The organism is Chlamydia trachomatis A/HAR-13 (genome assembly GCF_000012125.1).
In the GTDB taxonomy this organism is placed as follows: domain Bacteria; phylum Chlamydiota; class Chlamydiia; order Chlamydiales; family Chlamydiaceae; genus Chlamydia; species Chlamydia trachomatis.
Genome location: NC_007429.1, coordinates 521,563 through 536,645, shown reverse-complemented (window position 1 = coordinate 536,645; position 15,083 = coordinate 521,563). Strand labels below are relative to the sequence as shown.

The window sequence follows — 15,083 nt, the reverse complement described above, 5'->3', positions numbered from 1 at the left end:
TTCTCCTTTGCTTTTTATCCTACGGTATCAATCAGTGAGCTTAGCACTTGAGTTGTTTGGGCTGCTGCTTGGAATAAATCTCTTCCAACAGACCCCTTCCCGTCGTCATTGACTAGGGATGATAGTTTTTGGCCTTGTATCGCAAGGTTGACTTTCCCTGCAACATTTCCTAAGGCTTGGGTGACTGCGGCAGCTGCTTGGAATAGGTTGCCTTTATCTCCCCCTGTACCCGTTAAGACCTGTGCAGATCCCGGCTTGCCTGGAGCACTCTCAACGAAAGTTACGATTCCTCCTGAACCAGTTTCTTGGCGGAATTTGTTTACAATCGAGCCAAGCTGAGGCTCTTCAGTACTTACGAGATCGCCTTGCGCATCAAAGGATATGTCTAAGTGCGCACGTATATGAGGGAGCAGCTTTTCTAACGTTCCTCCTCCAGGAATTCGTCCTCCGCCACCAGTTGTTATTATGTCAGCTTTGATTGGTCCTCCCATCATCAAGGATGTGGTGGTAGCTCCTGTGCCCGTTCTTAATGTTGTAGTTGATGGGGTTGGAGGTGGTGAAGGCAGTAGTGTTTGTACGCTACCACTTCCTCCTGCTGATCCCGTTGAAGAAGTGCTTCCTTTCCATGGGGATACAACGGTTTCTTGGGATGTCCCTATTGTTTCCATATCCTGGACGATATCTCCAAGAGTTTGGTTAGCTGGGAGAGGTTCTTCTGTAGAACCACCATTGTCGCCAGGGTAAACCTTATCTAAATGTTTACGTACGGCAGCGAGGATATCTAGTCCAGAAGGTCCGTCATTTCCAACGGAAGTATTTTTATTGGATCCTGAAGAGGGAGAGGAGACTCCTCCGGATTCATCCCCAGATGAAGACGCTGTATCGGATACATCATCTCCGATACCAGAATCTGTGTCGGAAAGAGTGATCTCTTCCGCTCCATTACCTACAGCAGCTGTGGTTGTTGGATCGTCATCCCCAGCTCCTGTATTTCCTGATAATTTTGTATCCTGAGCAGAGCCTTTATTCTCTACATCAGAGATTACGTCTCCGAGAGTTTGGTTAGCTTGGAGAGGTCCTTCTGTGGAACCACCGTTTTCGCCAGGATAAACGGCATCTAAATGTTTACGCACAGCAGCGAGGACATCTGGTCCAGAAGGCCCATCATTGACAACCGATGCACCTTTACCTCCGGATCCTGATGCAGAAGCTCCCCCTGGGCCATCGCCAGACGATGGTTCTGTGCTAGATCGATCTCCACTGACGCCTCTTGCTGATCCACCAGAGTCATCATCGGTAGTATCATCAGAAGAGATGCTTTCTGCAGATCCAGAATTTCCAGATACGACGGTTTCTTTGGAAGTCCCTGTTGTTTCCATATCACGGATAACGTCTCCGAGAGTTTGGTTAGCTTGGAGAGGCCCTTCTGTAGAACCGCCATTGTCGCCAGGGTAAACGACGTCTAGGTGTTTACGCACGGCAGAAAGGATATCTTTCATAGCAGGTCCGTCATTTCCGACAGAGGCATTCTTGTCTGATTCTGAGGAAGAGACACTTCCTGAATCATCTCCAGAAGAGGATTCTGTTTCGGATATATCGCCATTGACTCCACCAGCTCCGTCAGAGTCTTTGTCTGTCGTATTGATATCATCAGTTTGGTTGTTGGTATTTATGTCATCGATATCGCTTGTATCTGTAGAGGCGTCTGTAGATTGAGTTGTTGGTGTGGTGTTAGTCGTGTTGACATTCGTATCTCCAATATTCACATTAGTTCCGCCAACATTGACATTGACATTGATGACAGGAATAGAGGATGGCGTTGGTGATGGAGCAGCTGCAGGACCAGCTCCAGGAGTTTCATTGGAGAAGGAAATGCCATCGTCTTCGCTACTAGGCCCGGCTTGAGTTCCCCAGTTGATTTTATTAAAGTCGTTGACTTTCTCAAAAATTCCTCCAAAATCTACTTGATGACCACGTCTCCAAGCAGAAGGTGTATGATCAGAACTTGTTTCCTGGCTATTCCAAGGACCATAAGCAACGCAAGTTTTGAATTTATTATTGATAATCACTGTATTGGGAAGATTGCCTCCGCTGGCCACTCCAGCTTTGGCTGACACCATAGGTTCTACAAGACTGTCCCAGTCACCAGAGAATTTGTTAAACCCTGTACAGAATTTTGCACACATGTTTTCCAAGTCTTTGATGTCGAGATCTTCTTTGGTCTTTCCATTTTGAACTTTAATTGAACAGACTTGATCCCAATTTCCGTTAGGAACAAGAATGAAACTACTTCTATCTGTATCAATGAAGACGAAATGCCCCGAGTTTTCAAGCATTTTCGACTTTACATGAGGGTTGGAGAGGAAAGTCAATAACGAGGTTTTATTTGTAGGATCGTATGAAGGAAGAGACATGTCTGGTAGTCCTTCCGGTCCAGGGCCGAATACACCCTCGTTACGAGGCCCTGTTGTGTAGGAGGAGCCTCTTAGAGAATTGAGTGCTGCTGCTGCTGCACCACCACTCGTATTTTCTGGGCCACTTGTTCTAGAGCCACCAATACTCTCATAAATATTTTCAGTAGTTCTTATCGGCTCGTAATCAGCAGCAGCATCGTCATAATTGCTGTAGGAGGAGCCTCTTAGAGAATTGAGTGCTGCTGCTGCACCACCACTCGTATTTTCTGGGCCACTTGTTCTAGAGCCACCAATACTCTCATAAATATTTTCAGTAGTTCTTATCAGCTCGTAATCAGCAGCAGCATCGTCATAATTGCTGTAGGAGGAGCCTCTTAGAGAATTGAGTGCTGCTGCTGCACCACCACTCGTATTTTCTGGGCCACTTGTTCTAGAGCCACCAATACTCTCATAAATATTTTCAGTAGTTCTTATCAGCTCGTAATCAGCAGCAGCATCGTCATAATTGCTACTGATATCTCCGTTGTTACTACCTACGTCATCGTAATCGCTAGGGATATGATCGCTTGATGAGGTAGAGCTAGTTTCTGAGCTTTCTGAAGTATCTGGAGAAGTGATTTTTCCAGCAACGGCTTGGGAAGTTTTATTCGAAGTGGCTGTGGCTTGTGTGGAAGAAGAGGAGGTCGATACAGTTACAGTGGGGGCGGAGGCTGAATTCGTATAGTTTACTACAGTCTCTCCAGTCGTTTGGATAGAAGATGTAGCCGCTGAATTTGTTGCGTTTGCTGTTTGTGTAACTGTAGCGTTTGCGGTAGTAGATACAGAAGAAGCTCCCAGAGATCCGGAAGCACCTGATGCCGAAGTGGTTGATGATGTAAAAGTTGTAACAGCAGGTTGATTACCTGATATAGAATTCGTCATAACTACAAATTAAATAAAAACAACAGCCGATTTAATTAGATTTTAAAAAGTTGTTTTTATTATTTGCTACAAAGTTTATTTTGTTTGTTTTTTTAAAAATAAACAAATGTCTCTTTGTTAATAAGATGTTTTTTTAGAAAAATAAAGTTTTCGTGAAAAATAACAGCATACCGGGTAACGTTTGTGAAGAAATGCAATAGAAGGAACTGAAATGCCTGGTATCAAGGTTTTTGGAGAAACGGTCTTAAGAGGATCTGTGCGCGTGTCAGGAGCTAAAAATGCTACAACTAAATTACTTGTAGCCTCCTTACTTTCGGATCAGCGAACGATTTTAAAGAACGTCCCTAATATTGAAGATGTTCGGCAAACGGTAGATCTTTGTCGGGTTTTAGGGGCGATTGTAGAGTGGGATCAGCAAGCACAAGTGATTGAAATTCACACTCCGCGCATTTTATTGTCCAAGGTTCCTCCGCAATTTTCTTGTGTTAATCGGATTCCTATTTTGCTGTTAGGAGCGTTGTTACGTCGTTGTCCTTATGGGATTTTTGTTCCTATTTTGGGAGGGGATGCTATAGGACCTCGTACGCTACATTTCCATTTAGAAGGATTGAAGAAGCTTGGAGCAGAGATAGTAATTAGTGATGAAGGCTATTGGGCTTCAGCTCCAAATGGTCTTGTTGGAGCACACATCACGTTACCCTACCCTTCTGTGGGAGCCACAGAAAACCTCATCCTTGCTTCTGTAGGGGCTCAAGGACGAACGATTATTAAGAATGCTGCTCTTGAAGTGGAAATCATTGATTTGATTGTCTTTTTACAGAAAGCAGGCATGGAGATTACAACAGATAATGATAAGACCATCGAAATTTTTGGATGTCAGGATTTCTATTCTGTTGAGCACTCCATTATTCCAGATAAAATCGAGGCTGCTTCTTTCGGTATGGCTGCGGTAGTTTCTCAGGGAAGGATCTTCGTAGAACAAGCGCGCCATGAGCATATGATCCCTTTTTTAAAGGTATTAAGATCGATAGGAGGGGGATTCTCTGTACATGAGAATGGGATCGAATTTTTCTACGATAAGCCTTTGAAAGGGGGAGTTCTTCTAGAAACGGATGTGCATCCAGGGTTTATTACAGATTGGCAACAACCTTTTGCCGTATTGCTCTCTCAGTCAGAAGGTTGTTCGGTGATCCATGAGACAGTGCATGAGAATCGTCTTGGGTATTTGAAAGGTTTGGTAAAAATGGGAGCGCATTGTGATTTATTTCACGAGTGTTTGAGTGCTAAGTCGTGTCGCTATTCTACAGGGAATCATCCTCATAGCGCAGTCATTCATGGTCCGACTCCTTTGCAGGCAACAGACTTAGTGATTCCTGATTTGCGCGCAGGATTTGCTTATGTCATGGCCGCACTCATTACAGAAGGCGGAGCCTCATGGATTGAGAATACCGAGATGCTGGATCGAGGGTACACTGATTGGCGAGGGAAATTAGAAAGATTAGGAGCTAAGGTTTTAGCGCGAGACTCAGTATCTGTGTATGTTTAAGGGAAGACTCGAAGAGCTTCCCTTAAATATTCATATGTTACAGGTGATTCAAGGTTTTAAGACCTAGTAAGTGCATACCTGTTGATAGCGTTCGTTCGGTAAGTCCGCAGAGATAAAGACGTTCTTGCTGAGAATCGGATCCTTCGATATGGCAATCGCGGAAGAAAGCATTGAACTTATTGGTGAGTGCATAGAGATAGTCAGTTAGGAAATGAGGACAGAGTTCTCTAAGGGTGAGGTCCAAAATTTCAGGGAAACGTAAAAGAGTAAGTGCTAACGCTTCTTCTGCAGGCTCATGAATAGCAAGAGGCTCTTCTTGAGGCAGAGATTCTAATCCCATTCTGCGTTTAATTCCTTGGATACGTACATAGGCGTACAGGAGAGACATCGCTGTATTTCCTTCGAAGCGGAGCATCTTCTCGAAAGAGAACACGTAGTCATTGATTCTATGAGAAGAAAGGTCTGCATATTTAATTGCATTAATACCAAGGATAGGGCCTTGATATGCCAGTTCTTCTTCTGAGATGTCTGGACGATGTGCTTTTAGAGACTCTTTCGCTTTTTCCACTGCTGTATCGAGAAGTTCTCGTAATTTGATGTTCTCTCCCGAACGTGTTTTGAATTTTCTTCCTTGAGTATCCAAGACAAGTCCGAATCCTACATGTGAAAAGATCCCTTTAGAAGGAAGATAGCCTGCTGCTAAGCACGTTGCTTCTAGAAGCTGGAAGTGTAAGGATTGTCCTGAGTCTGTAACGATAAGAATTCTATCGGCCTGATCTTGTTGGATGCGATAGCGCATAGCTGCGACATCGGTTGTTGCGTAATTGTATCCGCCATCACTCTTTTGAATCATGAGAGGAATAGAGAAGGCTTCATGGAATACGCATTTTGCGCCATCAGAAAGCGTGACAAGGTTTTTAGATTCTAAGTCTGCGACAACCTCTGCTAGGAAAGGATTATAAAATGATTCGCCGCGTGTATGGAGCTCAACATCCAAAATCGAGTAGATTGTCTGAAAGGATTTCTCAGAAACGGAACAGATTTGTTTCCATAGTGCAAGAGCTTGAGCATCTCCGGATTGTAAGGCTACAACGTTATGTTGGGAGCGTTTTTTAAATTCAGAGTCTTCTGCGAAACGCGCGTGAGCTTTTTTATATAATGCAGTGAGATCTTCTAGTTGATGAATCGCCTCCTGAGAGGTCTCTTGCAGATAGGTGATTAGCATACCAAAAGCTGTACCCCAATCTCCAATATGGTTTAAGCGTAAGACGTCATGGCCGACAAAGGAAAAGCATCGTGCTAAACAATCTCCGATAATCGTGGAGCGCAGATGGCCTACATGCATATCTTTAGCAATATTAGGAGAAGAAAAATCAATAATAACTTTTTGAGGAGACGCAGCACGAAACCCATTTGCTAATTCTTTTGAGAAGGTTTGGAGCTGACTAGCTAGGAATTCTTTTGAGAAAGTAAAATTGATAAATCCAGCTCCTGCAATCTCTATAGAGGAAAAAGGAGCGGGAGGAATATGCGCAACGATCGATTCGGCAATGGCACGAGGGGATTTGCGTAATACACGTGCAAGTTTCATTGCATCGTTACATTGATAATGTCCAAAATGCTCCTTAGTAGAGGGAGTGATGTCTAAGGTTAGCTCTTCCAACTCAGGGAAGGCTTGATGAATCGCTGCAGAACATAGCGAAGTCAGAAAAGAAAGAAGTGTTGTCATAAGAATCTATAAAACTAGGGGATTTCTCCAATGCATCCTTGTTGGAACCAAGTACGAAGTTCGGTGATCTTGGTCATAATGCGGTCAGTTGCTAATTGGTAAGCCTCTTTTTTATCAATAGCAGGGTTATCTATGAGGTCTTGGAATGAAATAGGCGAGCCTATTACAGTAGTCAAAGTTCTCCAAAGCTTAGGAAATTTTTGGTTCTTGCCGAAGGCTTCGAAAGTTCCTGCCACGTAAACGGGAATAACAGGGACATTGCCTTTGATAGCCAGCATACCCACGCCTACTTTGCCTTGATGAATTTCTCCGTCGGCATGACGGGTTCCTTCGGGGTAAATGATGAGCCTCCCTCCATGGGAAAAGATATTTAGAGCAGCTTTAAAGGCCGCAGCATTTCCAGCGTTTCTGCTAATTGGGTAGCATCCTAATTCACGGAAAAGCCTGTTAGTGAATGAATTAGAAAACAGTCCGGACTTAGCTAGCTGATACAATTTCCCTGGGAAAGCTAAAGGGATTATGATGGGGTCAAGAAAGGAAACATGATTCGCTGCAATAATAGCGGCTCCTTTCACGGTAGCGCTTGCTTTCGACCTCAGGATTTTTCTTCTGTAAAACAGAGGGAACAGTAAGCGAACAAGGCTTTTGGCGATAGTAAAAATCATGTTAAATGGGAGGGTATCAAAGGTAGGATTTTCTCCAGAATTTGGCTTATTGTCAAATCAGAAGAGTCAATAACTGTGGCATCTTGAGGGATCACAAGAGGATCGCACTCTCTTTGTTGATCTGCTTGGTCACGAGCAATGAGTTCTGCCATTAAAGCCTCTTTAGACAAGGAACCTTGAGGGAGGTCTTTTAGGCGTCGTTCTGCACGAATCTCTGGTTTAGCTGTTAAGAAGATTTTTACTTCAGCATGGGGGAACACTTTCGAGCCCATATCGCGGCCTTCAAATACACAATTCCCTACTGTCGCGTATTGCTTTTGTAAGGTTTGCATGTAGGCTCGAACTAGAGGCTCCTTAGAGAAGAGCGATGCAAAATTCGCTACTTCTTGAGAGCTTAACTCGGAAGTGAGAAGGTGATCTCCATAGAAAGCTTGTAAAGGAGAATCTTTAGAAAAGGAGAAAGAAAAAGGAGGTGAAGCAAGAAAATCTTCTAATGGGACTTCTTGCCAATCAGGCTGGAGGCGAGCGTAGGCAAGCGTTCGATACATGGCACCTGTGTTGCAGTAAAGAAACTGCAGCGTTTGAGCCAAAGCTTTTGCTAGCGTACTTTTTCCAGTTCCTGACGGCCCATCTATAGTGATGATCATCCTAAAAATGTCCCATTTTGAGTGATAAGGAGGATAGCGTAAACGATAGGAGTCGAAAGAAGCAAGGAGTCTAGCACATCTAGCATTCCTCCGATAGACTCCAGATCACTGCTGTTCTTAATCTGTGCATCCCGTTTGAACGTAGATTCGATAATGTCTCCAAAGAATCCACTAACGCCCAACACAGTACCTAAAGCAACGAGGATCCAAGGCACCGCAATCTGATCAGCAAAGGCTTTAGGAAGATGGGAGTAGAAAAGAAGGCTAACCAAGATAGATCCACAGCAACCAGCAATGAAGCCTACTACTGTTTTGTTCGGGCTAATGACTGGTGCAATGCGTTTTTTCCCAAAAGCTTTTCCAAAGAAGTAACTAAAAATATCAGAGCTTTTTGTTGTAGCGATAAGAAAAATCGCCCACCAAATTCCTACAAATGGAGTATCGGTATGCACAAACCCATACAAAATGTGGAGGAACAAGCGGATAGGGACTGATACATAAAGCATACAAAACAACGCGAGCCCAGTTGAGCCTATGGGACCAAGTTTATAATGGCGACTTTTAAATACTAAGCGAATCGTCCAAAAGAAGAGAAAGAACCAAGGAAGTAGGTCTATATGCTCTGGAAAATACATTTTACAACGAGCTGTAAGACAGGTCAGAGCAATGAAAATAGCGGATCCTAATGCACTATAGCGTGTGAAAGAAAATGGAAACTTGATTCTAACCATAGCCCCCATCTCATATGTTCCTAGAGCTGCGCAAGCGGAGGAAAGAAGCCCTACAATAAAGGCTGAGCTGGGATATAAAGATGTACAGAGAAGAATGACAAGGAAAGTAAGAAGAATCGAGTGGACGACCAGACGCTGACACAAATCGCTTTGAAAAATGGAATTATGATCCGAATCGAACATAGCGTTTATTTACCTCCGCGCCTTGATCGTTGTTGGTATGTTTTAATCGCTTCTAGCAAGTCATTGGCTGTGAAATCAGGCCATAACACGTCTGTTACATAAAGTTCTGTATAGGCTATTTGCCATAAGAGAAAATTACTGACACGCATTTCACCTCCCGTACGAATAAGCAAATCTGGGTCAGGAAGGCCAGAAGTGTCTAAGTAGGAGCTGATAAGCTCTTCAGAAATGTCGTTGACCGAGATTTTTTTACTTGCAAGATCCTGATGTAATTCTTTGAATGCGCGAACAAGTTCGTCTTTACTTCCGTAATTAATCGCAAAAATTAACTCCATGCGGGAGTAATGAGCTGTCGCGGAGGAGGCTTGCTCAATGTTGTTTTGTAATTCTTGAGGAAGTTTCGATAAGTCGCCAATACACCGTAATCGGATCTCCCGATCATGTAGGAAAGAGAGCTTGCTGCGCAACTGCGAGTTGAATAAAGAAAATAATTCTGCGACTTCCGATTTCGATCTAGAGAAATTTTCTGTAGAGAAAGCAAATAGCGTAAGAGCCTCCACCCCTAGGTGTAAAGCCGTGTCAACAATTTGTGGAATGCTATCAGCTCCCTGACGGTGGCCAGATATAGCACGTTTCTGACAAAATTGTTCATGTTTTCTTTGCCAACGACGATTCCCATCCATGATGATGGCGATATGTCTAGGGAGGGAATTCCCTTGCGGAAGATTTTCTTGAATTAGGGTCGCCTGTTCTAAAGCTAAAGACATACGCAGTCTGATATTCTATAGTGGCTGGAGATTTGGCTGTTCTCTGAGAATTATAGGGATCCATATCCCCCTCATTTCTAAGAAACCATCCCCATATCGCTAGTAGGAAGAGGTGGCGACTCTGGTAGAGGGTTCTTAGAACTCAGAGCAGGGATGGTACCCATAGATAATGATTATTATCAAGTCTCCTCTGAATAGAGAAACCAGTTCTTCTAAAAATCTATTTTAAGCATCAGCAAAATAAAAATTTTTATATTTGAAGTTTTGTTTTGATGGTTGCGGTTTAGCAGCTTAGTTTGGTAAAATGGACGAACGCTCTTGTTATTCATTAAGAGCAAATACCTTAGATCTCTATTTTTGCTTTCGAAGCTTTCAAGTAAGTCCGGATTATTCGGCATGATAGATTGGTTAGTTAGACAGAAATAGCGGCTTTTTTTGCGGTGATGAGCAAGGAAATAAGACATGAAATTACCAGGAGTGAGTTTTAGTTTGCCTACAGCTGTTTGGGCATCTTCAACAAAACGTCTAAGTCAAGAAAAAGAGTTCAGTTCCTTGGATCGTGTACAGTCAATGAATTGGGTGCAACGAATAGTGCCTTCATTGATCGTTTTGCTAGGGATTTCTGTTTTGGGCTGTAGCGTTCTTGCTTTCTGTACGTGTTTAACAGTTTTACCAGGACTAGGCTTAGTACTTTTGGGCTCATTGTTGCTTTATTGGGCGTATCACCAGATAGCTAATATGCGTGTTCGTATGGCTCTTTCTTTTGAAGCTTCTTCTGAAGCGCCTATTCAGTAAGCAGTTTTGAGAAACAGTTTGCTGTTGATTTTTTTAGAAGTCTTCAGTTACTCGTGATTACCCTTGATTATAAACGTTACAAAAAACATACTGAGCTACAATTTTTTTGACGTAACAAAGGGTGTGGTCCAGGGAACGCTTTCCTGGTCGAGTCGCCGGGCGAGAGTTTTCGGTTGGTTTTGGTAGACAAGCATTGAAAGCTGCCGTGTTGTCCAAAAAATTGCAGAAAAGATTCCAATCCAAATTTGTCTCTGGACGTCAAAAAATGGGGGAGACTCCGGGCTCCTTCTCTTGTCATTGAGAGGGCTTTCTTTTGTCAACATATATGTTTTGAAGAGCCTAGATCTTCCTTCCCGCTGCTTGAGCGTTGGGCTAAGTAGCTGCATTCGCAGAATTCACGAATAACGAAGAGCCTCATAATGAAGCGTAATTTTAAGCGAAATCTCAGCATTATTATTCTTGTTTTTGCTTTGGCTTTGTATCATGTGTTACCTACATGTCTATACTATTCACGACCTTTGAATAGAAAAATAGATGGACGAGAGGCTCGCAAGATTATAGAGCGTTTCACGCGACAAGTTTCGGATGCACGGAATGATTTGACGCTGCGTGTTGCGAAAATTTTATCCACGTTAAAATTACGCGGGGATATAAAGCAGCATCCAAGTATTCCTGGAGTTGTGAATGTACATTTTCCTTTAGCAGAAGACGCTGCACTATTTATTGATAATGTAGTGCACGGCGAGCCTTCTGTTCCTGTCAAGTCTGCACGATTGTATGTTGTAGGGAGCTCTGAGTTCACTGGAGAGACAGTTGTTCAAATTTCCGGAAGTTTAGTGACTTCTTTGACAGAGAAAGATCTTTCTTTTGTCTCGTATGAAGATAAAGATATTACGGTTTCGCAAGAATTAGAAAATCTCGCAACAAACTTATTTATCGAGTCAGAACGCCCTTGTGAGTGCGGATACTATTCTTTATGGGATTCTATGCCTATTGAAAAGGTTATCCATGTCACACGGAACATTTGTTCTGGCTTGCGGTTGCTCCCTGCAAGGAAGACTCAAGCTTTTCTATCTCGATGCTTGGGGACGGAGCGCGATTTTACAGCCTTTTTGGCAAGGTTGGAAAAAGCTTTACAACATGAGGAAGTGAAGGAAGCTCGAGAGGAGCTTAAAGATGCTTCTTATCTTTTACATTCTCGTAATTCACGTTGGAATTCGATTAGCCCTAAAGTCGTAGGGAATGTTGTTGATTGTAGTGAACTCTCTCCTTGTTTTTCCTCAATGTCCTTGACTGCCGATGGGAAGTTGTTATTCCATTTCGACGCGGAAGTAGCTGCTAATCGTCAACAGTTAGTTGGTAATGAGCGTTTAGATTTAGAGCGTCTGTTTGCTATGGAGAAACAGCACATAGCTACTCGCTTGAATCGTTCTGTTGAAGGGACGGAATTTGGTTTTGCTGTCCGATTAAGAGATGAGGCGGCTAGCGGTAAAATTGTTTTGCAGGGGCACAGAGTTTGTCAGCGAATAGTGGAACATTTGACTGCACTAGTCTTGAATCGTCCTATTGCGGAAACTTGTGATTTATCCACAGAAAATTTCCCTGTGTATGGTAGGGAGCCTTTGGATAGCGATACCTTAGGATGCTTTATTTTCTCGCCGGAGCGAAGCTGTCGGCATTTTTCTAAAGGTTCTGTGTACATTGTATTTAAAGGTCTACGTTCGATTGTAGCGAAGTATGAACATGCCGGTGCTGAAGAAGCTGCTCTTTTACAACATGATCTACAAAATTTATATGCATGTTTTATTCATACGGATGCAGTTTCGTGTAGTTTGGGAGAGGATCGTGTTCTAGAGATTAAAGAGCCTTTGCAACGTGTCATTCGAATTTGGGGAGAAGAGTTTGTTCAAAGTTTTGGGAAGGCATCTCTTGAAGTCCGTGATGTGCGTGACCGGTTAGCTGTAGTAAATCGTATTGAGAAGACTCAGCATGCCGAGCTAGTTCGTTGGGATGAGCAGTATCGACAAGCGCAATGTTCTATGAATCCACAGGTTCGGTTACGAGCTGCAATTCCACATAAGAATATTTTCTTTGAGAATTTGAAATTGAATATCAGAAAATATTCTCGAGGCGAGCATGTTTTGCGGTTTGGCACGGATTTTGTAGGAGGGAAACAGATTCGGATTGCTTTCCGAGATCACCAAGGGAACTTATTAACCGATAAAGCGGGGATTGATAAAGTTTCTGATGAGTTATATGCCCGTTTGAACAAACTAGGGGTGTCCGAAGTAGGGATGCAAAGGGAAGGTGATCATATACAGGTGAGCGTTCCTGGAGTAGCAGGTATTTCTTCTGCAGACATTTTAGGGACTTCCAAAATGTCTTTCCATGTAGTGAATGAGCAATTTTCCTCAAGAAGCCCTCTACGTTACGAAGTACAAACGTTTTTAGATTACCTTTGGTTTACAGCACGTAGTCTGGACGAATGTTCTCCTCAAGCTATCAATCGTTTAGCGGGAGCTCTTTTCCATGGGGATAATGGCTCAGCTCCAGTTAATGTTCGTGTAGCAGTCGAGAAGTTAAGAGAAGCTGGATTGAGTTTTTCTAAAGAGCTAGAAGGCGGTTCTGCTTCTTTAGATACACAGTATTCAATGATTGCTATTGAAAAAGAGTCTAGAGAGCAGGTTAATCCTCTCATGATTGTATTTAGAAATCATGCCTTAGAAGGAGCTTCTCTTAAAAATATCCGTCCAGAATTTGCAGTAGGAGAGGGATATGTTTTAAATTTTGGGGTTAAGGATAAAGCCACTTTTTCGGACGGTAGAGAAACGCCTGTGCAACAATTTCATGCTTGGACATCAAAGTTTTGCCAAGAAGGGGTTAGTGGTACAAAAAATGGCCTTTCTCTGGAGGGAGAGGGTGGCGTATGGCTGTCGTATTAGATGGCTACGTGATCAGCGATCCCGTGTTGAATGTTCCACTGAAAGATCATGCTAGTGTTTCTGGAAACTTCTCATACAGAGAAGTACATCGTTTAGCTGCAGATCTTAAATCTGGAGCTATGTCCTTCATCCCAGAAATTTTAAGTGAAGAAGTGGTATCTCCTGAGTTGGGAAGTTCTCAGCGTGTACAAGGAATTCTCTCTGTTGTGTTGGGACTTGTAGTGCTCATCGTACTAATGAGTGTGTACTACAGATTTGGAGGTGTTATTGCTTCTATAGCGGTGCTGCTGAATCTATTGCTCATTTGGGCTTCTATGCAATATTTGGATGCTCCACTTACTCTATCCGGGTTAGCTGGTATTATTCTAGCAATGGGAATGGCTGTTGATGCTAATGTTCTAGTCTTTGAAAGAATCCGAGAGGAATATCTTTTGACTAGAAGCTTGTCGGAGTCTGTAGAAGCAGGTTATAAAAAGGCATTCAGTGCCATTTTTGACTCTAATTTAACTACTATTTTAGCTTCAGCATTGCTGCTGATGTTAGATACAGGACCTATCAAAGGTTTCGCGCTCACTTTGATCATCGGGATTTTCTCATCCATGTTCACAGCCCTGTTTATGACGAAATTTTTCTTTGTCATTTGGGTGCAGAAAACGAGAGAGACCCAATTGCATATGATGAATAAGTTTATTGGGATCAAGCATAACTTCTTAAAAGAATGTAAACGTTTGTGGGTAGTTTCTGGAGTAGTTCTTGTTTTAGGTTGTGTAGGATTAGGGTTTGGTGCTTGGGATTCCGTTTTTGGGATGGATTTTAAAGGTGGATATGCACTGACTTTAGATTCCCATGTGTGTGAGTACAATCCAGAGCAGATGTGTTCTGTATTGAGAAAGCGTTTCCAACAAATCGGATTATCTTCTCGAGATTATCGTGTGCGTAGAGCAGATAGTTCTGAAAAAGTCAAAATATATTTATCTCAGAATGCCTTGGATAGAGTTGAGCAAATAGAAGGAGCTGGATCAGAACAGAAAGGATCGGATTATCATCTTGCTCGAGTTCTTCAAGTATTGTCTGATTCCGGAAGTTCTACTACTTCTATGGTATTTGATGCTTCTCGAGGTAGCTGGTTTAAGGTAAGTGGACAGCTTTCCAATAAAATGCGTACACAGGCTGTCATCGCATTATTTGGAGCTTTAGGAATTATCTTACTTTATGTTAGCTTGCGCTTTGAGTGGAGATATGCCTTCAGTGCGATTTGTGCTTTAATGCACGACTTATTAGCGACTTGTGCTGTGCTAGTTGCCTTACATTTCTTTTTGCAGAGAATACAGATTGATTTGCAAGCAATAGGCGCATTGATGACAGTGCTAGGGTACTCTTTGAACAATACGTTGATTATTTTTGATCGTATTCGAGAAGATCGGCGCGAAAAACTGTTCACCCCAATGCCGATTTTGATCAATGATGCATTGCAGAAGACATTAGGACGTACAGTTATGACTACCGCAACAACTCTATCTGTACTGGTCATTTTGTTATTCGTTGGGGGAGGTTCTATTTTCAATTTTGCATTCATTATGACAGTGGGGATCTTGTTAGGAACGCTATCTTCATTGTACATAGCTCCTCCGCTTCTCTTATTCATGGTGCGTAAGGAAGAACAAAATTCCCTACGGTAAATGATGAAATACGCTTGGGCGTATATGATCCTAAAATTGTGGGATGATTATGGGGCTCCTTTCC

At 42.7% G+C, this 15,083-nt stretch carries 8 protein-coding genes and 1 pseudogene; 3 read left to right on the top strand and 6 right to left on the bottom strand.

The window, feature by feature from the left end:
* Nucleotides 1-14: 14 nt before the first annotated feature.
* On the bottom strand, nucleotides 15-3,335 hold the full coding sequence (gene tarP / locus CTA_RS02465) for a type III secretion system actin-recruiting effector Tarp (protein WP_011324743.1): 3,321 nt from the start codon (nucleotides 3,333-3,335) through the stop codon (nucleotides 15-17).
* A gap of 211 nt (nucleotides 3,336-3,546) precedes the next feature.
* Between tarP and murA the strand changes: the two genes are divergently transcribed.
* Complete coding sequence (gene murA, locus CTA_RS02460) at nucleotides 3,547-4,881, top strand: UDP-N-acetylglucosamine 1-carboxyvinyltransferase (protein ID WP_011324742.1); 1,335 nt, start codon at nucleotides 3,547-3,549, stop codon at nucleotides 4,879-4,881.
* A 37-nt stretch (nucleotides 4,882-4,918) separates the two neighbouring features.
* Here the strand turns inward: murA and argS are convergent, their stop codons facing one another.
* The 5 genes from argS to CTA_RS02435 are packed head-to-tail and all read right to left on the bottom strand — an operon-like array spanning nucleotide 4,919 to nucleotide 9,603.
* Nucleotides 4,919-6,610: an arginine--tRNA ligase gene (argS, locus tag CTA_RS02455; RefSeq protein ID WP_011324741.1), complete on the bottom strand. Its 1,692-nt coding sequence runs from the start codon at nucleotides 6,608-6,610 to the stop codon at nucleotides 4,919-4,921.
* 14 nt (nucleotides 6,611-6,624) lie between these two features.
* A complete protein-coding gene (locus tag CTA_RS02450) occupies nucleotides 6,625-7,275 on the bottom strand; it encodes a lysophospholipid acyltransferase family protein (protein WP_009873822.1) in 651 nt (216 codons plus the stop codon).
* The gene (gene cmk / locus CTA_RS02445; RefSeq protein ID WP_011324740.1) at nucleotides 7,272-7,922 is read right to left on the bottom strand and encodes a (d)CMP kinase; all 651 of its coding nucleotides are present in this window, start codon (nucleotides 7,920-7,922) and stop codon (nucleotides 7,272-7,274) included. Before cmk ends, CTA_RS02450 begins: the two co-directional genes overlap by 4 nt.
* Complete coding sequence (locus CTA_RS02440; protein ID WP_011324739.1) at nucleotides 7,919-8,836, bottom strand: phosphatidate cytidylyltransferase; 918 nt, start codon at nucleotides 8,834-8,836, stop codon at nucleotides 7,919-7,921. Before CTA_RS02440 ends, cmk begins: the two co-directional genes overlap by 4 nt.
* 5 nt (nucleotides 8,837-8,841) lie before the next feature.
* Nucleotides 8,842-9,603, bottom strand: coding sequence for an isoprenyl transferase (locus CTA_RS02435; protein WP_009871807.1), 762 nt, complete (start codon nucleotides 9,601-9,603; stop codon nucleotides 8,842-8,844).
* A 462-nt stretch (nucleotides 9,604-10,065) separates the two neighbouring features.
* Between CTA_RS02435 and CTA_RS02425 the strand changes: the two genes are divergently transcribed.
* Complete coding sequence (locus CTA_RS02425) at nucleotides 10,066-10,398, top strand: hypothetical protein (protein WP_009871806.1); 333 nt, start codon at nucleotides 10,066-10,068, stop codon at nucleotides 10,396-10,398.
* A gap of 419 nt (nucleotides 10,399-10,817) precedes the next feature.
* Nucleotides 10,818-15,019: pseudogene (secD, locus tag CTA_RS02415) on the top strand (protein translocase subunit SecD).
* The last annotated feature ends 64 nt before the right edge of the window (nucleotides 15,020-15,083 follow it).

Coding starts and splice junctions, on each gene's coding strand:
- cmk (WP_011324740.1), bottom strand. CDS start 7,922: ATGATCATCACTATAGATGGGCCGTCAGGAACTGGAAAAAGTACGCTA.
- tarP (WP_011324743.1), bottom strand. CDS start 3,335: ATGACGAATTCTATATCAGGTAATCAACCTGCTGTTACAACTTTTACA.
- CTA_RS02450 (WP_009873822.1), bottom strand. CDS start 7,275: ATGATTTTTACTATCGCCAAAAGCCTTGTTCGCTTACTGTTCCCTCTG.
- murA (WP_011324742.1), top strand. CDS start 3,547: ATGCCTGGTATCAAGGTTTTTGGAGAAACGGTCTTAAGAGGATCTGTG.
- CTA_RS02440 (WP_011324739.1), bottom strand. CDS start 8,836: ATGTTCGATTCGGATCATAATTCCATTTTTCAAAGCGATTTGTGTCAG.
- argS (WP_011324741.1), bottom strand. CDS start 6,610: ATGACAACACTTCTTTCTTTTCTGACTTCGCTATGTTCTGCAGCGATT.
- CTA_RS02435 (WP_009871807.1), bottom strand. CDS start 9,603: ATGTCTTTAGCTTTAGAACAGGCGACCCTAATTCAAGAAAATCTTCCG.
- CTA_RS02425 (WP_009871806.1), top strand. CDS start 10,066: ATGAAATTACCAGGAGTGAGTTTTAGTTTGCCTACAGCTGTTTGGGCA.